Source organism: Scrofimicrobium canadense (genome assembly GCF_009696615.1).
GTDB lineage: Bacteria > Actinomycetota > Actinomycetes > Actinomycetales > Actinomycetaceae > Scrofimicrobium > Scrofimicrobium canadense.
Map to the genome: position 1 here is coordinate 105,636 of NZ_VULO01000005.1, position 21,991 is coordinate 127,626.

Sequence of the window (21,991 nt, forward strand, 5' to 3'; positions counted from 1 at the left end):
GTATTAACCAAGGAGCGTAATTGGACGCGGCAAAAATGGGATCAGACCTGGAACGGGTACTGATCACGAATGATGAAATGCAACAACGTCTGAAGGAAATCGCCAAGCAGGTGGATGCCGACTTTGCAGGTCGCAGTATCCTCATGGTGGGTGTCCTCAAAGGTGCTGTGATGGTGATGGCTGACCTGTCTCGACACTTGCAATCCGATGTCGAAATGGACTGGATGGCGGTATCGTCCTACGGCTCGGGCACCAAGTCATCAGGTGTTGTCCGTATTCTCAAAGACCTAGATTCGGATGTGCATGAGCGCCACGTGTTGTTGGCGGAGGACATCATCGACTCGGGACTCACACTCGCGTGGTTGAAAGAAAATCTTGAGGCGAGAGGCGCAGCCAGCGTTACCATCGTGACAGCCCTCCGTAAGCCGGATGCTCTCAAGGTTCCTGTTGAAGTTGGATACGTCGGCTTTGATATTCCTAACGAGTTTGTGGTCGGATACGGCTTGGACTATGCAGGGAAATATCGCAACCTTGACTGTGTGGGAACACTAGCCCCTCACGTGTATGGCGGAGACGATGTCGATGAGTGACCAGACGAAAAAGACTTCCTCTAAGCCCAAGGGCAAGATGCGGGTATGGCCCTACATCGTAGTGCCGCTACTCATGCTGTTATTTGCGGCCTGGTTCGTCATGCGCATGTTCCAGCCCGCCCCCGTACCCACGTCTGAAGGCCTGGAGATTCTACGCAAACAACCTGTTGCTCAGGCGGTGATGAACGACGGCACTCAGCAGGTAAACCTGATTCTCCAAAAAGAATACGTGCACGAGTCCACCGGAGCCACCGACCCAGAAAAGAATCTGGGCAAGGCGGTGTCTTTCACCTACGCACGCATCCAGTCGGAAGAAATTGTTGACCTCATTGAAGATGCTGAGCCCCCAGAAGGCTATAACGCCCTCTACCCGGTGCAGTCGGTGTGGGGGTCAACGCTGCAGCTCTTGTTGCCGATGTTTATCCTCTTGGGTGGCTTCTGGTGGCTGATGAGCCGCATGGGTGGCGGCAAGATGATGGGTGGTTTTGGTAACTCCAAGGCCCGCGAATTCAACGAAGAGAAACCTGAAGTAACTTTCGTTGACGTCGCTGGTGAGGATGAGGCAGTTGAGGAACTAGAAGAAATCCGAGAGTTCCTTGATGACCCCACCAAGTTCACTGCGGTGGGGGCAAAGATTCCTCGCGGCGTGCTGCTCTATGGTCCCCCAGGAACTGGTAAAACGCTGCTGGCTAAAGCCGTTGCGGGCGAGGCAGGCGTCCCCTTCTTCTCTATCTCGGGTTCTGAATTTATGGAACTCTACGTCGGCGTCGGCGCCTCGCGAGTTCGAGACCTCTTTGATCGCGCTAAAAAAGCTGCACCTGCGATTATTTTCGTCGATGAGATTGATGCTATTGGACGCCACCGTGGTTCTGGCATTGGCGGTGGAAATGACGAACGCGAACAAACCCTCAACCAGATGTTGGTGGAACTTGATGGCTTTGATGCGCGTACCAATGTCATCATGATTGCTGCAACAAACCGGCCCGATATTCTCGATCCCGCGCTGCTGCGCCCGGGTCGCTTCGACCGACAGATTGCAGTAGAAGCACCTGATTTGAAGGGTCGCGAGGCGATCCTCAAGGTTCACGCACAGGGCAAGCCGCTCACCGATACCGTGGACTTGCATGCTATTGCCAAGCGCACTCCCGGATTCACAGGCGCTGATTTGGCAAATGTACTCAACGAGGCAGCTCTCCTTACTGCGCGTTCTAATGCAGACTTGATTGACGAACGCGCTATTGACGAGGCTATCGACCGTGTCATTGCCGGACCACAAAAGCGTACTCGCGTCATGAACGAGCATGATAAAGCCGTAACCGCCTATCACGAGATGGGTCACGCCATTTGTGCAGCCGCCCTGCAATACACGGACCCCGTGACCAAAGTGACTATCCTGCCGCGCGGTGGGGCCTTGGGATACACCATGGTGATGCCGGTAGAGGATCGCTACTCCAAGACACGCAACATGCTTCTCGATGACTTGGTCTATGCCCTGGGTGGACGGGTGGCTGAAGAACTGGTTTTCCAGGATCCTTCGACTGGCGCATCCAATGACATTGAGAAGGCCACCAAGACGGCTCGCGCAATGGTGACGGATTACGGCTTCACTTCCTTGGTAGGGCCGGTCAAGTTGGGCAGCGAGGAAACTGATCCATTTGTTGGTCGCGAAATGGGCCGCGGTGGAGGTCCCGGATATTCCGATGAGGTCGCTGCCATGATCGACACCGAAGTTCGCAAGCTATTGGATGAGGCTATGCGCGAAGCATGGCAGATCCTATCTCGTAACCGCGATCTTCTTGACCGCATGGCTGTTCGGCTTTTAGAAGAGGAAACTTTGGATGAGGCGAAACTCTCCGAAATGTTTAAAGACCTCATCAAGCAACCCAAACGCCCCGTATGGAACTACGAGGCAGACGCGGCAATTCCCGGCGCTAAATTTGGTGATCCTGTAGGCCTGACACCGGAAGAAGTGGACCCGCCTGCTCCTCTGTCGGAAAACGAGGAAATGTAATGACTGACCAAGCAGCCATTGAGGGGGCCATCAGGACTCTCTTGACGGCTATTGGGGAAGACCCTGACCGCGATGGCCTGATAGATACGCCAGCTAGAGTAGCCCGCAGCTGGGCAGAACTGTCTTCAGGTGTGAGTGACGATCCTTCGCAGCACCTCACCACCAGTTTTGATGTGGATACAGAGGGCCTGGTCATCGTGAGGGACATCGACTTTCACACTGTGTGTGAGCATCATCTGCTTCCCTTCCACGGGCGTGCGCATATCGGATACCTTCCATCGGGAGGTAAGGTTACTGGACTGTCGAAGCTTGCTCGGGTGGTGGAGGGGTACTCGCGCCGTCTGCAGGTTCAAGAACGCCTCACTGCGCAAATAGCTGATGCTGTACATGATCGTTTAGAAGCGCAGGGCGTGGCAGTCATGGTAGAGGCAGAGCACATGTGTATGACCATGCGTGGTATTCGCAAACCGGGTGCCATCACAGTGACGACTGCCTACCGTGGCTCGATCGACAAAGCTGAATTCTTGGAGTTACTGCGCGCATGATTGTCATGGGCATTCTCAATGTCACGCCGGATTCCTTTAGTGACGGGGGACGGTACACCGAGGTGACTGCGGCGGTGCAGCATGCGCAGCGGATGTGGGATGAAGGTGCCGAGATTATTGACGTAGGCGCCGAATCCACCCGGCCCGGAGCGCGGCGCGTGAGTCCAGAGGAAGAATGGATGCGTCTTAAAGCGGTCGTGCCCGAGCTGGTCAAGCGCGGCATGACGGTCTCTGTCGACACCGTCAATGCAGAAACTGCGGTCCGGTCGGTAGAGGCGGGTGCCCGCTACATCAATGATATTTCTGGGGGGTGCTATGACCCGCGGATGCTTGAAACTGTTGCACAACTTGACGTCCCCTATATTGTCCAACATTGGAGGGGCTTCCCCTCGGATCCTAATCTGGACTGCCACTATGATTCGGTGGAACAGGTTCTTCACGAGACACTCACCCAAGTTGAACAAGCTCAATCTGCCGGAGTGAACCCTTCTCGGATCATTATTGACCCGGGACTCGGCTTTGCCTTGGAGGCAGAGGATTGTTGGCGCGTGGTCGATGCTCTTGGAAGCTGGGTGGCAACTGGCTACCCTGTAATGGTGGGTGCATCTCGCAAACGTTTCATCCGTGAACGCTACGGTGACAATGTCCTGGCAGGTACGCTTGAGGTGACACGTCAAGCGCAGCTGGCTGGAGCGTGGGCTGTGCGCGTGCACGATGTTAAAGAAAATGTGGAGGTAGCGTGAGAGAAAATCTGGACGTCATAACGCTTCGGGGGCTTTCAGCTGTCGGCCACCACGGAGTTTACGACTTTGAACGGTCAGGCTCTCAAGTGTTCTCCGCGGACCTGACACTCTACGTTGACGCGCGTCAGGCGGCTCTTACTGACGACGTAAAATACACGGTTGACTATTCGCAGATTGCTGAAGATGCAGTCAAGATTCTCACCGGCACTCCCGTCTACCTACTGGAAACCCTGGCGCAGCGCCTCGTTGATGCCGCACTCGCTTACACTCAGGTCCAGGCAGTAGAAGTCACGGTGCATAAACCGATGGCTCCCGTGCGGCACCAGTTTTCTGACGTGTCAGTGACCCTTAGACGCGACAGAACCGAGGACGCTCCAGAACCTGAAGTGAGCCGTGTCGTTTTAGCGCTGGGATCCAATATGGGCGACTCGACGGGGATTCTGCGCAACGCAGTGTCTGCTTTGATAGAAGTTCCAGGATTGGAACTGGATGAGGTGTCGTCTCTCTACCGCACACGTCCTGTTCTAGAACCAGGCATGGCAAGTCAAAACGACTACGAGAATGCTGTGGTTTTGGCCCGCACAGTGCTGACTCCGCATGAGCTTTTAAAGACACTACAAGACATTGAAAACCGATGTGGACGCCGCCGCACTGAGCGCTGGGGCGCGCGCACCCTCGACATCGATATCGTCGACTTCGGTGGTCGGACACTGACGACTTCCGATCTCACTTTGCCGCATCCTCGCGCAGGGGAAAGGGCCTTTGTGCTGGTTCCGTGGTCGGAGGTCGATCCGCAGGCACGGCTCACCGATGGTCGCGGCGTAGCTACTGCTGCTGCAATGGCACCTGACAGACAAGGAATCACGGACACTATCGCAGATTGGCTCAGTGAGGAACAGCCTTCGCAGGCAATGCCCCAACCACAATCGGAAGAGAGTCCTCAAAGCGTCCCTGAGTTGCCGAAAAGGTCAAGGAGATCGCGTCGAGATGATAGAAAGGACAGTCCGGTACAGGAGTCTCCTTCCCAGCAGCAAGCCTCGGCTGAACCACAGCAGGGGCAGCCAGTTGCTGTCCGTGCCGAGCCAGTACCCCAATGGGAACCCCGCGAAAACGTCCGTATTGTCGACTCGGATGATCCTGAAGATGCCACTGTGCAGCCCCGGCCTCTAGGTTCCAGGGTAGCTCGGCGTGCCGTCATCCGTCCCACCCCCACAGGCTCTATTAGTCTGCCGCGGGGTACTCAATCGGATTCTGGATCGCAGTGAAACCTGTTTCCTGGCCGCTGGTGATAGGAGTCGCGGTAATTGCCGCGATCGTTGGAGCTGTCCTGTCTGGAACACTGGTCGTTCTGGGGCATAACCCACTGATCTTGACCCCCTGGCTGGCATTATTCTTCCTGGTAGTCGCAGGATTTCTTCTCTGGGGTGGTATCGGCGTGAAACGCCTCAAAACAGGTGCTCCCACGCGTATTAGTCCTCTTCAGGCTGCTCGCATCGCTGCTCTTGCCAGGTCATCACTCATTAATGGGGCCGGATTTACCGGTTTTTTGTCCGGGACAGCACTTATTGGAGTTATGAGGCTTTGGGCCCCAGCAATGCTTTCAGCTTCCCTTGGGAGTGGTGTTGCTGCCTTGGGCGCACTGCTGTTGACAGTCATTGCGGCAATTGTCGAGCACTGGTGTATTGACGACAGTCCAGAGCAAGACTCCTCTTCACGAAAAGTTGGCGCATGATGAAAGTGCCTGCCAAAATCTGGGTGCGTCGAATTATTTCTACAGTTATCCTGCTGGCGCTGTTAGCTGGTATCGGATACCTCGTCTACATGTTTGTGACGTGGGTTGGGACAAATCTTTCACAGACACGCGAAGCGGCAGTCGCCGTATCGGCACCTCAATCTGTCGATATATCCGAGTGTCAGCCTGATGAGATTGACATCCGCATGAAGGCAACACCGACTCAGCTCTACGTTAGCCAGGGGATGAACGTCACGGTGACGGTGAGTACTAAGAATCCGACAGGATGTCTTCTTACTGAAGACACGTTGGCCGTAGAACTCACCAGCGGCACTTATCAGGTATGGACGCCTACTGCATGCGCTGCCAACAAAGAAGTCCTTTTGCTGGCAGATGGGATAAAAACTGACATGCAATTCGACTGGGATGCCCGCATCTACGAACAGTGTGAACAGGTGGAGGACCTCTTTGCCGAGGCGGGAACCTATCTGCTTTCGGTACAGGTGGACGGCAAACCTGTAGGCGAGAAAATCCCAATTACCATCGGATGAACTCCCCTCCACCTCCCACCTTCACTCAGGTGCTGGATTTTTGCGGCCCGCAAAGTGCCATAACAGACACATAGCACGCACCTGACGGGAAGAGACACGCTGTTGCCCCCGGTAGTTGGTGTGCGGTTCCTACCAGCGAGCTGCTAGTTCACTGGCAAGCTGCTCGCGTTCTTGGAGGTGCTCTACGATCATTTGAGCGCGGTACGGACCGATGCCCTCAATGGTCTGCAAATCTTCGGTAGTGACATTACGCAGCGCCGTGAGGGTCGGCCATTTTTCGCTGATGATTTGCACGGTGGTCCACGGCAGACGTGGTACCATCGCCAAAACCCGCACTCCACGTGCAACAACGTTACGGTCTAAATCAGAAGGCTCGTATGCGCCGAGACCGAGGATATTGGCAATCTGGGTGAGGTCAACTAAGGATTCACCGCTGAGAGCCGAAAGCTGTTGCTCAGCCTGGCCCAATAGCTCAGGGGACCGGATGTAATCGCGTAATACGAGCGCGCGCTCTGAGGCCGCACCGCGAAGGAGATCATCGACTTGGAGTGCCAAGAGCCTTCCATCAGCCCCCAGTTCATCAATGTATCCGTTCAGTTCAGCGGTAATGCGGCGAATCATTTCCATTCGCTGAATTACGGTCGCCACATCCCTAATGGCAACTTCATCGCGCATCTCCAGGATGCCTAGGGTTGTCACAACTTCTTCAAGGCGCTGCGTGTAGCGGTCCAGAGTGTCAACTGCCTGGTTCGCGCGAGCCAGAAGGGTCTCTGGTTCATCAACGGTGTAGTGAAGGTCCCCTAGATACACGGAGATAATCCGCATTGACGCTGAAAGAGACAGTACGGGGAGCCCTGTTTGTCTGGCAGTGCGCTGGGCAGTGCGATGGCGCATACCCGATTCATTGGTGGGGATGGAGGGATCAGGCAACAGCTGGACATTTGCTAGGCGAATAATCCACTCTTCGGTATCGACAACGACGGCGCCATCCATCTTGCAGAGCTCTCTTAAGCGCGACGCGGAAAACTCTGTGTCGACGCGGAAGCCTCCGGAGCAAATGGCTGCAACTTCGGGAGAATACCCCAAAACGATCAATGCGCCAGTATGAGAAAGTTGTATTCTTTCAAGACCTTCGCGCAGGGCAGTACCTGGTGCAATGAGATGCAGTGCTTCTCTAAGAGCCTCTTGATCACTGGTCACAGTTGTATCCTTTGCCAAATGTCCCCTCTGTTGATCCTACGCTAGGCTTTGCGTCCAGGCCTCACTCAATGTCCGAACTGGAATCAAAGTGCAATCCTTCATATGGCTGGTACTTTCACTTTGGCTTTGAGGAATAAGGCCTATTTTGTAGCCAAGTCGCGCACTTTCTTGGATTCTGCGTCCAAGACCTGCGCACCCTCTGATGTCGCCGGTGAGACCAACCTCTCCGACAGCAAAGGAGCGCAGAGCAATCGGCTTGCCCGATGTTGCTGAGAGTAACGCCAATCCGATTGCCAGATCCGAAGAAGGACCACGAGCAGGTGCGCCACCAACGGTTGACACGTACACATCCATGTCTTTGAGATCTAGTCCCAATCGGGCTTGAAGAACGGCTAATACCATTCCGACGCGTGCGGGGTCTACGCCCGCAACGGTACGCCTACCACTACCACCACCTCCGGGTGCAACAAGAGCCTGTATTTCCACGGCCATTGGACGGTTGCCTTCTAACGTCATAGTGGTACAGCTACCCGGTATCTCTTCTGAATACGAGGTTGTAAAAAGAACCGAAGGATCAGGTACTTCTTCGATTCCAGCATCTGTCAGCTGAAAACAGCCAACTTCATCGGTAGCGCCATACCGATTCTTTACTGCGCGCAACAGGCGCAGTGGTGTATGTCGGTCTCCCTCAAACTGGCATACCACATCAACAAGGTGCTCTAGAGTGCGTGGGCCAGCGAGATTACCGTCTTTGGTTACGTGTCCAACCAGGATTGCCGGAATATGGCGGTCCTTCACCACAGCAATGATTTCACTGGCAACACCTTTAACTTGATTGACACCACCGGCAGCCCCGTCCGCAGACGCAGTCGTAAATGTCTGCACTGAATCGAGCACGATGAGGGAGGGTGATGTTTCCTGGATATGTGCCATGACGGACTCAAAACTGTTTTCTGCGGCTAAAAGGAGATTATCGGTAAGAGCGCCGATACGGTCCGCACGCAGGCGTACTTGCGCTGCCGATTCCTCCCCTGTGGCATAGAGAACTGGGCCACGTTGGACAGCCATGCGCGCAAAGCGCGCTGCTACATCAAGTAGAAGCGTCGACTTCCCAACGCCGGGTTCGCCTACCAACAAGATAACAGCCCCGGGCGTGATTCCAGGTCCCAAAACCCGATCCAGTTCAGAAATACCTGAAGGAAAAGCTTGGGCTTGAGTTGCGTCAACTTGTGTTACCGGTTGGGCTGGTTGCCTGACGGTAGGCGCACTACCAGTCGGACCAACGGCAGCGTGTTCTGCCAACGTCCCCCACTCGCCGCAGTCCCGGCATTGCCCAACCCACTTAGGTGTTGACCACCCGCATGCGTTGCATTGATAGAGAACCTTAGCTTTTGCCATAGGGCAAGCGTAGATCATGGGTGCGACAAGTCATTGACGAACCCCGGGAAGTCTAACGGGGCCGTTCCGCAAAGCGGTCCACTGCTGCTGCAGATCCTGACACAATGATGACGTCACTTGAATCAATGACGGTATTGTCATCTGCATACGAATAAGGGTCTTGAGGTGAAAGTACCGCAATGATACGAACGCCGTACTTTTCCTCCACCTTGGTCTTCCCCAGCGGAAATCCTTCAAGTTCCCGTGGAGGACGCATCTTCGCCACTACAAATTCGTCGCGGTCCAGGCGAATGTAATCCATCATTTGTGCACCGACTAGGTGGGCTGTGCGTTGACCCGCATCGAATTCGGGATATACAACATGGTGGGCGCCGATGCGTTTGAGAATTGAGCCATGTTCCCTGGAAACTGCTTTCGCCCAAATGGATTCCACTCCAAGGTCGACCAAGTTAGCTGTGATGAGTACTGAAGCTTCTAGCGATGACCCCACACCGACAACTGCCGAAGTGAAGTCGCTGGCCCCGGCCTGGTCTAAGGCTTCAGGGTCAGAAGCATCAGCCTCGATGATTGGCAGGAGTCCGCTGAAGTGTTGTACTTTTCTTCGGTTTTGTTCCACCCCCAAGACTTCTTTATCCATGGAGTCAAGGGTGGCGGCAACTGCGGCACCAAAACGACCTAAACCTATTACCATCGTGCCGCTAGTACGTTTCTTTTCTGCCATGACTTCCTTTCTATCACCCGATTATCGGACGTGCTTCAGGCATACGGATCAAGTTGTGACGTTGTCGCAATGCTAATGCGGTTGCCAACGTGATGGGTCCTAGCCGGCCGGCCAACATGAGTAGCGATAAGAGAAGTTTCGCAGGATCGGGCAGCAGAGGCGTAATACCGGTCGATAATCCCACTGTCGCGAATGCAGAAATCGCCTCGAGCAGCACTTCATCCAGACCAAAATCGGTGAGGAGCAGTAGAGCAAATGTTGATCCAAATACCAGGATTGAGCTCAACATCAGTACCCCGACCGCTAAACGAACAGTATTGTAGGAGAGACGCCGACGGAAGACTTCGATGTCGTTGTTGCCCCGCGCTTCAGCCAAAACTGCCAGAACGAGAACCGCGAAAGTGGTTACTTTGACGCCTCCAGCGGTCGAGGCGCTGCCCCCACCGATAAACATAAAAATATCGTTGAGTAGCCTGGTTGCGGGCCGCATATCATCAACTGCAATGGTTGATATTCCCAAGGACCGTGGACTCACCCCCGAGAGGAGGGCTCCGAGTATCTTTTCCGACCAAGGGGCAGAACCCAGGGTGTCGGGGTTGGTCCATTCCAATACCATTGTCGCGATGATACTGGTAGCCACGAGGCCGCAGAACATCGATAGGGTGAGTTTCGTATGCACGGACCAGCGGCGGGGAGTTCGCCAGAAGCGGCGCAACTCGGTGACGACAGGGAAACCTAGCGCTCCGATGAAAGCGCCGAGGGTAATGGGTAAAATCACGCCCCAGTCACTCGTATATTGTTCGATGCCACCTGGAGTAACCACAAAACCAACATTGTTGAATGCTGAAATTGCCATGAAAACTGCATCCCATGCGGCAGTGCCAACTGAAACTCCTTCGCTCCAAAAGCTGAGGAAGAGCGATAGGAAAATGACTAGTTGGACTGCTGAGCTAGTAAAAATAACGCCCAAGATAATCATTGCTGCGTCTGAGAGCGCGCCGGTTGATGTCGATTCTCGCATGATGAGGCGTTGCGTTAGTCCCAGGTGGCGTGAAACAGCGAAGGCCAATAGAGAGGCGAGAGTCATCACTCCCAGGCCACCAACAAACATTGCCAGCGTAATGACGACTTGACCAAAAACCGACCAGAAAGTCGCAGTTGACACGGTCGTTAGACCAGTGACACATACGGCTGATACGGCTGTGAAAAGTGCATCCATTACTGGCGCCCGTTGTCCTGAAGCGGTTGCAATGGGCAAACTCAGAAGGGACCAGAAAAACACGATGAGTAAGACAAAAACAACTACTGTGACCCTGGCAGGGTGGTTGCGCAGTGCGCGACGTAAGAAACGCGCGATTCGATGTTCACCTTGTGAAGGGTTTTTTGCCAGATCACCTGATTGTGCGGACACATCACAATCCTAGTGCCCCGGCACCACGAAAGTGAGAAGTGAGGTAGTATTACCAAGAAACCACATCAACTAACGTGCCGTAGTGCTGAAGACGGGATACGCACATGGAGAAACCAGCCGCACCTCAGTTCCTTACTGTCAGTGAGGTAGCAGAGGTTATGCGTGTCTCTAAAATGACGGTGTATCGGCTGATCCACGCGGGAGAGCTACCCGCCATTCGCGTCGGAAAGAGCTTTCGCGTTCCTTCGGCAGCTGTGCAACAGTTGTTGGATATCTCATGGCAGGGTTCCGAAGATACCGCATTAGGCGGGTAAGATAGCCTAAGTCGTTATCTAGCAGCTCCCTGAGTTCAAGGAGGCCCGTATGGGATCAGTAATTAAAAAGCGTCGTAAGCGGATGGCTAAGAAGAAGCACCGCAAGTTGCTGCGTAAGACGCGTCACCAGCGTAGAAATAAGAAATAACTCCCAGTAACCGGGAACCCTCGCGGCTCCCGGTTTTTCTTACAATGCGACAGAGCAAAGGGGAATATTGTCCTTTGCCATGAGTGAAACCACAAGCATATTGCGCCGGGTGCGGGGGTACCGGGACAGAATACTGACGAAATGAGCACCCATGAACATTGAAGACGAAGTCCAAGATCCTGCCATTCAGCTAGAACGCTTAGCGCAGATCGCTGCAGAACACCCGGAGTTATGGTCGCAGGTACTCGCGAACCCCAACTGCTACCCGGGATTGCGCGGGTGGATTGAGCAACAAATGCCTAGCGTCCCTCCCATGGACAAGACTGAGCTTTTGGATGCCACAGGTGAAGCTACTCAAGAATTTTCACGGTCAGAGGTCTCTGCGGCTGGATATCCGACGATGCAATATCCGGCACAGGACTATCCGCAAGCAAACGCTACACAATCATATTCTGCAGCCCCCCAGTCTGCTGAAGGAAAGCGAAATCTTCTGTGGTTGTGGATTCTTCTGGGAATTATTGCGGTAGCTTTGATTGTCGGCGCACTCTACTGGTTCCTGGGACGCGGTTCTTCGCCAGCTGCTGAAACTTCAGGCCGACCCGCGGCAACTCAAGAAGAACCGACTTCTGAATCGGCAACACCTGAGGGGTCTGGCACGCCGCAAACAGAAACAAAGCCAGCTCCAGAGCAGCAAGGATCAGCGGAAGTTAATTCACCTAGTATCCGCGAGACATGCGAAGTACTTGGAAATGGCACGACGGGCTTCGAGTCATTGGACTTAGAGGACCCGGCGGTTATAAGAGAAGCTGCACGCGTATTTGGCGATGCTGCAGCAGTTGCTCCCGCTGACATTAAATCTGAATTGCAAGAGCTCGCTGAAGCAATGAAGATGACGGCTGATCTCGCAACGGATCCGACCTCCGCTAGCGTAGAGGACATGGAAGAGATGTTCAGCAAGCTAGAAAGCATGATGACGAACGCGGAGAGCGTTCAAACATGGGTTATAGACAACTGTCTGCCATAGCGGCCGTGGGCGCATGAGAGACTAAGACTATGACTTTCACGATAGTTCACCTCATGCGCCATGGAGAGGTCGATAATCCCCAGGGCGTGATATACGGAAGAATGTCCGGATTTGGGCTCACTCCACTGGGCAAAGACATGGCGCAGTGCGTCGCCGACTATCTGGTGGCTGAAGACGCCGACATCACTCACGTTCGATCCTCTCCACTGCTGCGTGCTCAAGAGACCGCCTTGCCAACAGCTCTCGCCTATGAGCTCCCCATTGAGACTGACGCGCGATTGGTGGAGGCAGCGTCCCTTTTCGAGGGGGTCAATGTGAACCGCAACAGATGGGTCTTGGCGCATCCCCGCAATTGGAGTAAATATCGCGCTCCCCATAGGCCTTCATGGGGTGAGGCCTACGCTCAGATCCTTACTCGAATGCAAGCCGCCCTTTCCAGCGCTATTGACCAGGCATATGGTCACGAGGCGCTAGTGGTATCCCATCAACTACCCATTGTGATGGTCCAACGATTTATCCAAGGTAGACCACTGTCACACTCGCCCTTGAGAAGACAGTGTTCGCTCGCCTCGCTCACCTCGCTTTTATTCGAGGAACATACGCTAGTGGGGTGGAGCTATGCTGAGCCAGCAAAGAAACTGTTGACACTCGCCCACGATGTCACCCCAGGTAGTTCAGCCGCGGCTACACGTTCGTAAACACACTTTTATTGCGGGGTGTTATCGGTGTCCTCATCTTCATCGGTAGATTCGTCAGATTCAGATTCTTCCGGTCTGGGGGGAATGACGGGCCGTGTCCGCTTCTGACGGCGTTTGATTCGTTCTGCCACCTCGCGCAGATATTCTGGATCGTCGTCGGGGGCTAAAGATTCGCTACGATCAGGGGTGTCTTTTGCCTCAGCGGCCATTACCAGGGAAAGAATAATCCAAGCGGCTGGCCCCGCTACGGGGATCAAGACAATGACGGCTAGCCAGAGCCAACGATTGACACCCCCGGGGGTGCGCTGCCGCGACCGAAAAATCCAATCAAACAACGCATAAATCGTCAATCCAATGGCCACAACGAAAAGTAGAATTCGTGCCACAACCGCTCCTAAAAGCTCCGAGAAGGAACGCGAACCGCCAGTGCGCCTGGATCAGTCCTGGCGATCACAGTTCGTGACGTTCCGATTGCATCGCCATCGACCTGAACGGGGTAAGCCCGATTAATATCTATCCGGGCTTTATGCGTCTGTTTGAAAACTATGTTTCCCAATCCTTTCCGCGCATTACCCAACGGCAACCCCACCCCCATACTAATGATTTTTGCTGCCACGCTTAGCCACCCAACTAGGCCCCCCTTTGTATCAATCGCAATAACGTCGAGGACACCATCATCGATAACCGCATCAGGTGCCAGTTTCACAAAAGGAAGGTCCGCACAGTTCGCGAAAAGAACCGTACGCGCCCGCAGCACCGACATCTGCCAGTTTTCCTCAGTGTGAATCGCCTGGGTTGGAGAGTTCTTATGTCCAATGGTTTGCGAGGCGACGATTTTTTCGGTGACCCTGCGGGGGATAGGAGAGAACCGTTTGCGGACCCTTTTAACATCGTCGCTGCCCGGAGGATAAAAGATGGTCACAGTAGCCTTCATACGCTCAATTGCAAGAGATTTCATTCCTGAAAAAACGTAGGCACTCCACCCAACTGCCTCTTTCATCTTAGAGCTAGTGTTAGCCATCGTTTCACCGTCAAAGCCCACTCCAGCAATCACCAGATACGCGTATTCATCTGGTCGAGGTTCCGCCAATCCGGCGGGAAGACTACGCACCATTGATGCGTTAGCTGCGCGAAGCAAACCTCCCTCGGCCGGAAGGTCCGAAGGCACAACAACGCGTTCAGCGTGCAACCATGCCAAGTCAATCCGGCGCGTCTCACCCAGGACGGCCACTTCGAGGGCACCTTCCAAGGTAAGCGGCAGACCTAGATTTCTCGCAAGCAGATTTCCAGTTCCCGCAGGAATTATCCCCATGGGGTAGCCCGAATGGGCCATGCCCGCTGCGACCGCGCGGACAGTTCCGTCGCCACCCGCGGCTAGCACAACGAGGGGTTCATGTTGGATTGCTTCGATTGCCTGCCCGGTTCCGGGATCCTCAACGGTGGTTTCTAGCCACTGCGCCTCATTGCCAGTCATTGCCTGACAAATTCGGTTAACCTGAGCCTTAAAAGCCTCGAGATTATTTGGTTTCGTTGGATTAGCAATTACCCATACGCGTTTGTGAGGAACATCGTCAGGTGAAGTCTCATCAAAGGTTTCATCTTTAAGGCCAAGATACGCTAGAGCCTCCGGGGAAGGCTCAGTTCTATGCGTCGGCATCCACGAGATGATGATCACCGCTAGCAGAATGAGAACAGCCAAAACAATAAGCGGTCCAGCTGGAACGGGTAACTGAGGGATCATGTCTAAGAGACTATCGCGATTATGGGGGTTATTCCTCTTGCTCTTGCGCGATAGCATGGAGTCATGATTGATTTGCGAATGTTGCGCGAAAATCCAGAAGTGGCGAAAGCCTCGCAACTGGCGCGTGGAAATGATCCTGACCTGGTAGATCAGATTATCGCTGCCGACGAGAAGCGCAGAAGAGCACTCCAGACATTTGAGTCTTTGCGCGCAGAGCAGAAACAGATGTCAAAATCTGTTGGCAAAGCCACTGCGGAAGAGCGCCCCGCAATCCTCGCCAAAGCGAAAGAACTCGCCGCCCAAGTCAAGGAGGCTGAGGCTGAGTCTGCGGCCGCCGCCAGCGATCTCGAAAAGATTGCGATGCAGCTGGAAAACATTGTCGAGGGTGCACCCAGCGGTGGTGAAGAGGACTACGTTGTACTTCGGTACGAAGGGCCCAAGCCGCGTGACTTTGCTGCTGAGGGATTCTCCGCCAAAGACCACCTCGAAATCGCTGAAGGCTTGCGGGCGATCGACATGAAACGTGGAGCCAAAGTCTCCGGTTCACGTTTCTATTATTTGACCGGTGTTGGCGCACGGCTCGAACTTGCACTACTTTCGATGGCCCTCGACCAGGGAACCGCGGCCGGCTTCACCATGATGACAACTCCCACGTTGGTCAAACCCGAAATCATGCGTGGCACGGGATTCCTCGGAGAACATTCCGACGAAATCTACTATCTTCCCGCCGACGACCTTTACCTGGTGGGAACCTCTGAGGTTGCGCTTGCGGGCTACCACGCCGATGAGATTCTCGATTTGAGTGAGGGGCCCCTGCGCTATCTAGGATGGTCCACCTGCTACCGGCGTGAAGCTGGCGCCGCGGGGAGGGACACGCGGGGAATCATTCGCGTTCATCAGTTCAATAAAGTAGAGATGTTCTCATACTGTCCAGTCGAAGAAGCGGCAGAAGAGCACCAACGTCTTTTAGGGTGGGAAGAAGAGATGCTGGGCAAACTGGAGCTTCCGTATCGAGTTATTGATACGGCTGCCGGTGATTTGGGTTCTTCAGCTGCGAGGAAGTTTGACTGCGAGGCGTGGCTTCCAACCCAAGAGCGGTGGATGGAAGTTACCAGTACCTCGAACTGCACCACCTTCCAGGCTCGACGACTGGGAGTGCGTCAGAAGAACGCTCCTGTAGCAACACTCAATGGAACCCTGGCAACAACACGCTGGTTGGTGGCGCTCCTCGAAAATCACCAGCAAGCGGACGGTTCCGTGTACTTACCTCCGGCCTTGCGTCCGTACATGGGAGGCCTAGAGGCGTTGGTTCCGTGAAAAACCTGCTCAGTCCTCCACTTTCAGGTTTGCCAGAAACCCCTTTTGAACAGTTAGTTGACGAAGCAGCTGCTTCACTTCCCGGATTACCTGAGGATCCTAGCGACTTACTTTTTGCGTTAGACATTGACGGCACGTTGCTGCACCCCGGTGGGGTAACGCCTCGAGTCTTCGACGCGTTGCAGGAAGCTCAGGAAGTGGGCGCTCATGTCGTTATTGCCACTGGGCGAGGCGTGGCCTCGACAGCTCCAGTGGTTAACGAGGTTGCGCTCACGCATGGGTGGACAGTGTGCTCCAATGGGGCTCTAACCCTACGTTGGGAGGGGGAGCCAGAAGTGGCAACACGTCATGATTTTGACCCCCGTGAGGTTGCTGAGCAAGTGTTGCAGGCGATCCCCAGTGCGCTTCTTGCCCGTGACGAAGAAGCTTTGGGTCTGTTGGTGTCTGCGCCCTTTCCTCGCGGTGAGCTTTTGTTTCACCAGGTAGCTAATGATTTGGAAGAGGTCATAGGAAGACGCACCACAAAACTGGTAGTTCGCGCTCCCGAAATGGACCGGGAACATTTTGCACAAATGATGCATTTGTTGGAATTGGAGGGGTGCGAACTCTCTGTTGGCTGGACCGCATGGGCCGACATTGGCCCGATGGGAGTCACCAAAGCAAGTGCGCTAGAGGATCTTGCAGTAGCCCTAGGAGTACCCTCTCACGGCACAATCGCAATCGGAGATGGAATGAACGACATCGCCATGCTGCGTTGGGCTGCTCATGGAGTAGCAATGGGAAGTGCAGATTCTGCGGTGATAAACGCAGCTGATGCGACAACCGGTCCCGTAGAGCACGACGGTGCTGCTGCTGTCATCCGTGCAGTTCTGCAACAATATTGACGATAGAATAGACACGATCAAAGGAGGCACAATGGGGTGGTTGAATTCCGTCGAACACAGCCGGTGGCTGTCACGGCAAATGCAGGCATTACTGGAGCACGGGCATGCTGCGCGCGCGGAGACGGGATTTGGATACTTCGGTGCCGACGGTCAGGTAGATGAAGACAAGCCCATCGACCTGGCTATCACCGCTCGCATGACATACGTCTATTCCCTAGGGACACTCATGGGAATTCCAGGATCGCGCAGATTCTGTGACCATGGACTGCATTGCTTAGCGAAATACTTCAAAGATCCTGTATACGGCGGGTGGTTTAGTGCAATCAAACACCGAGCTCCCGATGGCGTGGGAATTCCATGGAGTGAGGCGGCAGCAGACAAGTGGCAGTATGCTCATGCTTTTCTGATTCTTGCCGCGGCGGCGGCGGCAGTGGCTAACCGTCCCGGCGCCTTTGAACTCTTGCGCGAAGCCCTTGACAACCAAGAAGAGTACTGGCTCTCTGAGGATACGGGCCTGGTGAAGGACCGCTATGCGCGCGATTGGTCAACCGGTGCTCCCTATCGGGGTATGAACTCGCTGATGCATACGATCGAGGCGTACATGGCCGCCGCGGAGGCAACCACTGACCCCGAGTGGGTGAGTCGAGCCGAGGTGATGCTACACATGGTCTCTGAAGTAGCCGCACCCTTCGACTGGCGAGTACCTGAGCATTTTGATGAGCAGTGGAGACCAGACCCCTCGTTCAACAAAGACAATCCCAGCGCGCACTATTACCCATATGGTTCTCTTATTGGTCACGGCATGGAATTGGCGCGGCTGTCAGTACAAATGAGGTCAGCCCTACGTTCGCTAGGTCGCCCAGAACCTGAATATTTGATGCGCATGGCAACAGAACTGTTTGAGCGTGCGCGCCTTGACGGCTGGCGCAGGGACGGTGTGCCCGGTTTCATATACACAGTAAATTTTGATGGCGAGCCGGTGTTGCGCGACCACTTGCAGTGGGTCGTCAGTGAGGGAATCTGTGCGACTCTTGCGTTGCGCAGGGCCGTTCTCGATGACGGTGGCACTACGGGCGATGTGGAGGCCTATGAGCATTCCTACAGATCGTGGCTCGATTACCTCAACGACTACATGATGATTGAACCGGGAGTCTTCGCGCGGGTGCTGGGCCCGGACAACGAACCGGTGGCAGAGACCATACCGAATCGACCGGATATCTATCACACTTTGCAGGCATTCCTCATGCCTCGAGTGCCCCTATGGCCCCCCTTCGCATCTGCCCTTTCACGTGGTCTTTTAGATCACCCGGAGCAGCCTCCGGCAGATAAACGATCCTGGAATGTTTTTGGTCGAGCGCGCTAGTTGGCGCTGGCCGCATAGAAGAGGCTAAAATCTAATGTGCTTCTGTCCTGGACGGAAGCCCGGAGAGTTGACCGAGCGGCCGAAGGTGTTGGTCTTGAAAACCAATGTGTCAGCAATGGCACCAAGGGTTCGAATCCCTTACTCTCCGCGACGAGCCCCGGGAACCATTGAGTTCTCGGGGTTTTTTGTTGCAATGACACGGTTTGCGATAATCTAGCTGTATGTAGTTGTAGGCTGTAGTACGCTCTAATAGGCTCAATAGTAGAGCACTATTAGGCCAATAGCAAGGAGAGGGTAATGGTTGCGGGACAGTCAGGCAATCAGGACACTGACAAACCCGTTACGCGGATTCGGAGGAAGAAACGACAGCCACCAAGAAGCCGTCCGAAAAACGAGTCTTCTCTTCCTACGGGAATCGACTGGGACCATCTTCTAGGCAAATATCGCGTGCGGGTGACGTGGGAAGGGCGTCAGTACACCGTTGGGCGCTACTTTCCTCTCACCCATGCCAAAGCGGCGCTGGAACTGGCACAAGCGGACATTGCCCGGCGCGAGTTTATTCCCCCCGCAGAGCGACGAAGGCTGCGCAAGCTACAACAGCAACAAGAAGCCGAAGAAAAGAAACGCGAAGAAGAACGGAAGCTCACTGTTCGTCAATGGTGTAACCAGTGGCTACAAGACTTGGCAGAGGGCACGGAAGCCCGTTCTCCATCCACGGTAGCCAGCTACAGAAGCGCTATGAACTCCCATGTATTGCCTCGGATTGGCCACATGAACCTCACCGAGGTAACCCCTGACGATATTGAGGCGTGCGTAGAGGCGGCGCGGGATGGTGGCAAGCATGAATCGGCAGGCAAGAACGTTCTTCGCTATGCCAAGAGTATGTTTAATGCTGCGATAGCCGTTAACGCCGGCGGACTCAATGAATCGCCCGTAACTGCAACTGTTGGCAAAGCGCGGGCACGTACCCGTGAAGATGGTGAGGTGCCTTCGTTGGAGGAGGTGTCTGCTTTGGCGGGGGCTATGACACCTGAAACTGAGTTGGCGGTGTTGTTGGCGGCGTGGTGTTCTCTGCGCGTAGGTGAAGTGATCGGCTTGCAGAGGGGGGATTTCAAGAATCTTGATAAGCCCGGGAAAGCATCACTGAATATTGACCGGCAGTGGTTGAGCAAAGCGAATCCGCCTGCGTATGGTCCGCCCAAGGATGATAGTTACCGCACTGTTGCCGTGCCTGATCTACTGGCAAAGAAAGCCAAGGCGCATTTGGATAGGTATGTGCTTGATAGTCCTAGCGCGCCGGTTTTTCCTTCGCCTCGGGACAAGAGTAGGCCTATTAGTCATAATGCGCTTGCCAGGCGGTGGAACGAGGCTAGGGCAACGGTTAGACCCGGCACGGACTTTCACGCTTTGCGGCACTTTGGACTAACAATGTATGCCAGGGCTGGAGCCACCCAAACCGAGATCATGCGCCGGGGCGGACATAAAGACGTTGACGCAGCCCAACGGTACCAACATTCCAGTATCGAGCGCGATCAGCAGCACACAGCACAGTTGAACGAATGGATGAAGCAGAGATAATCAGCTATGACGCTAATGGCGGGCCTAGCTGAAAAACTCTTTTGAGTCGATGTCGAGTTTGTTGGCGAGGGCATCAAGTGTGTCAAGGCTTAGGTTTCGTTCCCCGCGTTCTATTCCTGCAAGGTACCTGGGGGTCACCTCTAGTTGTTCTGCTAGTTTTTCTTGGGTTAGTCCCCGGCTTTTGCGCACTTCACGGAGGTTTTCTCCTACCAGGTATTTCAGGGCCTTAGTCACTTACCCATCGTCTAGGCGGGAACCTATCAATACCAGGTACCTATAAGTACTCGAGAACCGATAAGTTCCAGTAAGGTGAGACATGTCTGAAAGCAAAGTGACGGAGATGCTAATAATGACCGACCACAGTCAATTCACACCGCAGTCGGCGATGGTGCCAGGGGTTGGAATCGAAGGAAATCCCCACCCACGTCGTCCGCGCAGCCTCAAGCGCACCTTCATCACAATCGGTGCCCTCATTATTGTGTTGGGTGTTATTGGTTGGTTGTTTGCCAATCACTACTCGAAGCAAAGTCACCTCGCGGTACAGGAACGGTGGACGGAGGCCGTAGGTGTCTATGAGGCCAACAAGAACGCTGTGGCGGAACTCCAAAGACGTGGACAAGCTTTATCTTCGGAAGCCCTCGACTATCAAGTCGACACCACGAGCCTAGAAGAGTATGAGACTGCGACGTTGGGGGCATTGACAGAGTCTGAGAACGTGGTGGGTAATCCTGCTGCTCAGAATACCCAAGAAGGTGTGACCGACCTGGAAGCCAGAAATGAAGAAGTAGATGTAAAGCTTTCCGACTGGAGGTCAGCGGCAAATGGACTGGAAAATCAGATCGCCTCAGCGTATCTTCCGGTACACCCCGGGTTTGAGCCAACATCCACAGCCGACTTCCCAAAGGCGGTAGAGACTGGGCGGATGCAGCCAAGTGACTCCTGGAAGTGGGTACAGGGCAATGGCGTCGGTTCGATGTTGCCAACACCCCTGGCAAGTTCGTGCAGATTAGCGGAGGCTGACGGATTTCGCGGGATTGAATGCGAAAGTGATGGCCATCAGTTCAGTGCAGTCACAGGACAGATGACATTCGAAGTCTCTTCCTACGATCTGAGTGTGTCGATGATAGAGCAATGCGAAACGGACTGGAAAGGACAGGTGCGATACGACCCCTACGGTGCACCCGAAGCCAACAGTAAAGCACTTTTGGTCGGCTGCGAGGGCGACAACATAGATAATACGCCTGGCACGGAATTAGGTGGATTCAGATTTCCAGGAGGAGATTCGTGGGTTTTGTCTTTCAAAGGAAAGACTCTTCCAACAATAGTTGTCGACTATTTTGTGTCGGAGAATTCCAACAACTCATGCATTGAGGGAATTCCGGAGGGCGACAAATGCACGTTGGGAATGATGTCCTGGGCAATCGCCACGACCGACTATGCAAAAGAGAACCCTTCCACCTACACGCCAGAACCTAACGTGCAGGAAGAATCCGACTTGAGTAGCAACTCTGCCCCTTACAGCAGCGGTGGTGGCGGTAGTATCGTGGCGCGCAGTTGTGGGACCCTAGTCGTTCCTGAGCAGCATTGCATACTCCCAGCCGTAACGGTTCCTGCGGGACGATCACTGCACTGGCGTGAACCCGCAGTTCTGGGCGGAATCACTCTTACCCCGCTCTTTGGAGACGGCAACTCGGTAACGATCGCTATCTGTTCTACAACGTACGAGGGTACCTATTCAATTGTCCCGTGGAGCGCGGACTTTGCGTACGTAGGGGCAAGAGATGGTGACGTGATCTGTGGATCTGCCGACTGTGCTGACCCGCTATCGGTCGGTTATGGCAACACCGGCTCCAATTACATTCAGCCCGGCGAATGCGCCATAGGTGCAATCCCCTTCGGATCGCCGAATGGTAAAGCCCTCCAGGGGCTGCACTACGACAACGGGACCGACCCAGCAGTTTCTTGGGACCTATCCGCCGATGAGCCTACCTGCCCAAACACAAACCCCTGCCAGTAACACGC

General features: G+C 54.4%; 23 protein-coding genes and 1 tRNA gene. 17 read left to right on the forward strand and 7 right to left on the reverse strand.

Features of this window, described 5'->3' with window-relative positions; genetic code table 11:
- Positions 1–20 precede the first annotated feature (20 nt).
- From hpt to FYJ24_RS05135, 7 genes are read left to right on the forward strand one after another with little or no spacing between them, the layout of a single operon-like run.
- On the forward strand, positions 21–590 hold the full coding sequence (gene hpt, locus FYJ24_RS05105) for a hypoxanthine phosphoribosyltransferase (protein WP_154544243.1): 570 nt from the start codon (positions 21–23) through the stop codon (positions 588–590).
- Complete coding sequence (gene ftsH / locus FYJ24_RS05110; RefSeq protein ID WP_404814698.1) at positions 583–2,601, forward strand: ATP-dependent zinc metalloprotease FtsH; 2,019 nt, start codon at positions 583–585, stop codon at positions 2,599–2,601. The genes hpt and ftsH overlap by 8 nt, the downstream gene beginning before the upstream one ends.
- On the forward strand, positions 2,601–3,146 hold the full coding sequence (gene folE, locus FYJ24_RS05115; protein ID WP_154544245.1) for a GTP cyclohydrolase I FolE: 546 nt from the start codon (positions 2,601–2,603) through the stop codon (positions 3,144–3,146). The genes ftsH and folE overlap by 1 nt, the downstream gene beginning before the upstream one ends.
- The gene (gene folP / locus FYJ24_RS05120) at positions 3,143–3,889 is read left to right on the forward strand and encodes a dihydropteroate synthase (RefSeq protein WP_154544247.1); all 747 of its coding nucleotides are present in this window, start codon (positions 3,143–3,145) and stop codon (positions 3,887–3,889) included. Before folE ends, folP begins: the two co-directional genes overlap by 4 nt.
- A complete protein-coding gene (folK, locus tag FYJ24_RS05125; RefSeq protein ID WP_154544249.1) occupies positions 3,886–5,154 on the forward strand; it encodes a 2-amino-4-hydroxy-6-hydroxymethyldihydropteridine diphosphokinase in 1,269 nt (422 codons plus the stop codon). Before folP ends, folK begins: the two co-directional genes overlap by 4 nt.
- A complete protein-coding gene (locus tag FYJ24_RS05130) occupies positions 5,151–5,621 on the forward strand; it encodes a DUF3180 domain-containing protein (RefSeq protein WP_154544251.1) in 471 nt (156 codons plus the stop codon). Before folK ends, FYJ24_RS05130 begins: the two co-directional genes overlap by 4 nt.
- On the forward strand, positions 5,618–6,172 hold the full coding sequence (locus tag FYJ24_RS05135) for a hypothetical protein (protein WP_154544253.1): 555 nt from the start codon (positions 5,618–5,620) through the stop codon (positions 6,170–6,172). Before FYJ24_RS05130 ends, FYJ24_RS05135 begins: the two co-directional genes overlap by 4 nt.
- A gap of 129 nt (positions 6,173–6,301) precedes the next feature.
- Here FYJ24_RS05135 and disA read toward each other — a convergent pair whose 3' ends face one another.
- From disA to FYJ24_RS05155, 4 genes are read right to left on the reverse strand one after another with little or no spacing between them, the layout of a single operon-like run.
- Positions 6,302–7,372: a DNA integrity scanning diadenylate cyclase DisA gene (gene disA, locus FYJ24_RS05140; RefSeq protein ID WP_318656549.1), complete on the reverse strand. Its 1,071-nt coding sequence runs from the start codon at positions 7,370–7,372 to the stop codon at positions 6,302–6,304.
- A gap of 36 nt (positions 7,373–7,408) precedes the next feature.
- Positions 7,409–8,770, reverse strand: coding sequence for a DNA repair protein RadA (gene radA / locus FYJ24_RS05145; protein ID WP_154544257.1), 1,362 nt, complete (start codon positions 8,768–8,770; stop codon positions 7,409–7,411).
- Between the two features lie 52 nt (positions 8,771–8,822).
- Positions 8,823–9,491, reverse strand: coding sequence for a potassium channel family protein (locus tag FYJ24_RS05150; RefSeq protein ID WP_154544259.1), 669 nt, complete (start codon positions 9,489–9,491; stop codon positions 8,823–8,825).
- Positions 9,492–9,504: 13 nt separating this feature from the next.
- On the reverse strand, positions 9,505–10,902 hold the full coding sequence (locus FYJ24_RS05155) for a TrkH family potassium uptake protein (protein WP_154544261.1): 1,398 nt from the start codon (positions 10,900–10,902) through the stop codon (positions 9,505–9,507).
- Between the two features lie 104 nt (positions 10,903–11,006).
- On the opposite strand from FYJ24_RS05155, the gene FYJ24_RS05160 reads away from it, so the two are divergent.
- The 4 genes from FYJ24_RS05160 (at position 11,007) to FYJ24_RS05175 (ending at position 13,086) form a co-directional block, all read left to right on the forward strand.
- Positions 11,007–11,216 carry a helix-turn-helix domain-containing protein gene (locus FYJ24_RS05160; RefSeq protein ID WP_154544263.1) on the forward strand — a complete coding sequence of 70 codons (210 nt, stop codon included), beginning with the start codon at positions 11,007–11,009 and terminating at the stop codon, positions 11,214–11,216.
- A 49-nt stretch (positions 11,217–11,265) separates the two neighbouring features.
- Positions 11,266–11,364, forward strand: a complete 99-nt coding sequence (locus FYJ24_RS05165; RefSeq protein ID WP_003792170.1) for a 30S ribosomal protein bS22 — start codon at positions 11,266–11,268, stop codon at positions 11,362–11,364.
- A 151-nt stretch (positions 11,365–11,515) separates the two neighbouring features.
- Complete coding sequence (locus FYJ24_RS05170; protein ID WP_154544265.1) at positions 11,516–12,388, forward strand: variant leucine-rich repeat-containing protein; 873 nt, start codon at positions 11,516–11,518, stop codon at positions 12,386–12,388.
- A 29-nt stretch (positions 12,389–12,417) separates the two neighbouring features.
- Positions 12,418–13,086, forward strand: a complete 669-nt coding sequence (locus FYJ24_RS05175; RefSeq protein WP_154544267.1) for a histidine phosphatase family protein — start codon at positions 12,418–12,420, stop codon at positions 13,084–13,086.
- Positions 13,087–13,094: 8 nt separating this feature from the next.
- On the opposite strand, the gene FYJ24_RS05180 is transcribed toward FYJ24_RS05175, so the two are convergent.
- Positions 13,095–13,472, reverse strand: coding sequence for a PLDc N-terminal domain-containing protein (locus FYJ24_RS05180; RefSeq protein WP_154544269.1), 378 nt, complete (start codon positions 13,470–13,472; stop codon positions 13,095–13,097).
- Positions 13,473–13,480: 8 nt separating this feature from the next.
- A complete protein-coding gene (locus FYJ24_RS05185; protein ID WP_206192508.1) occupies positions 13,481–14,827 on the reverse strand; it encodes a diacylglycerol/lipid kinase family protein in 1,347 nt (448 codons plus the stop codon).
- Positions 14,828–14,890: 63 nt separating this feature from the next.
- Between FYJ24_RS05185 and serS the strand changes: the two genes are divergently transcribed.
- The 5 genes from serS (at position 14,891) to FYJ24_RS05210 (ending at position 19,969) form a co-directional block, all read left to right on the forward strand.
- Positions 14,891–16,144: a serine--tRNA ligase gene (gene serS, locus FYJ24_RS05190; protein WP_154544273.1), complete on the forward strand. Its 1,254-nt coding sequence runs from the start codon at positions 14,891–14,893 to the stop codon at positions 16,142–16,144.
- On the forward strand, positions 16,141–17,028 hold the full coding sequence (locus tag FYJ24_RS05195; protein ID WP_206192509.1) for an HAD family hydrolase: 888 nt from the start codon (positions 16,141–16,143) through the stop codon (positions 17,026–17,028). Before serS ends, FYJ24_RS05195 begins: the two co-directional genes overlap by 4 nt.
- 31 nt (positions 17,029–17,059) lie before the next feature.
- Positions 17,060–18,391, forward strand: coding sequence for an AGE family epimerase/isomerase (locus FYJ24_RS05200; RefSeq protein WP_154544277.1), 1,332 nt, complete (start codon positions 17,060–17,062; stop codon positions 18,389–18,391).
- 61 nt (positions 18,392–18,452) lie between these two features.
- Positions 18,453–18,539: transfer RNA gene (locus FYJ24_RS05205), tRNA-Ser, on the forward strand.
- A gap of 149 nt (positions 18,540–18,688) precedes the next feature.
- Positions 18,689–19,969, forward strand: a complete 1,281-nt coding sequence (locus FYJ24_RS05210; protein WP_154544279.1) for a tyrosine-type recombinase/integrase — start codon at positions 18,689–18,691, stop codon at positions 19,967–19,969.
- A 24-nt stretch (positions 19,970–19,993) separates the two neighbouring features.
- On the opposite strand, the gene FYJ24_RS05215 is transcribed toward FYJ24_RS05210, so the two are convergent.
- Positions 19,994–20,203 (reverse strand): helix-turn-helix domain-containing protein, encoded by a 210-nt coding sequence (locus FYJ24_RS05215; RefSeq protein WP_206192510.1) that lies wholly within the window; start codon positions 20,201–20,203, stop codon positions 19,994–19,996.
- 82 nt (positions 20,204–20,285) lie between these two features.
- On the opposite strand from FYJ24_RS05215, the gene FYJ24_RS05220 reads away from it, so the two are divergent.
- Positions 20,286–21,986, forward strand: a complete 1,701-nt coding sequence (locus FYJ24_RS05220) for a hypothetical protein (protein WP_154544281.1) — start codon at positions 20,286–20,288, stop codon at positions 21,984–21,986.
- Positions 21,987–21,991: the final 5 nt, after the last annotated feature.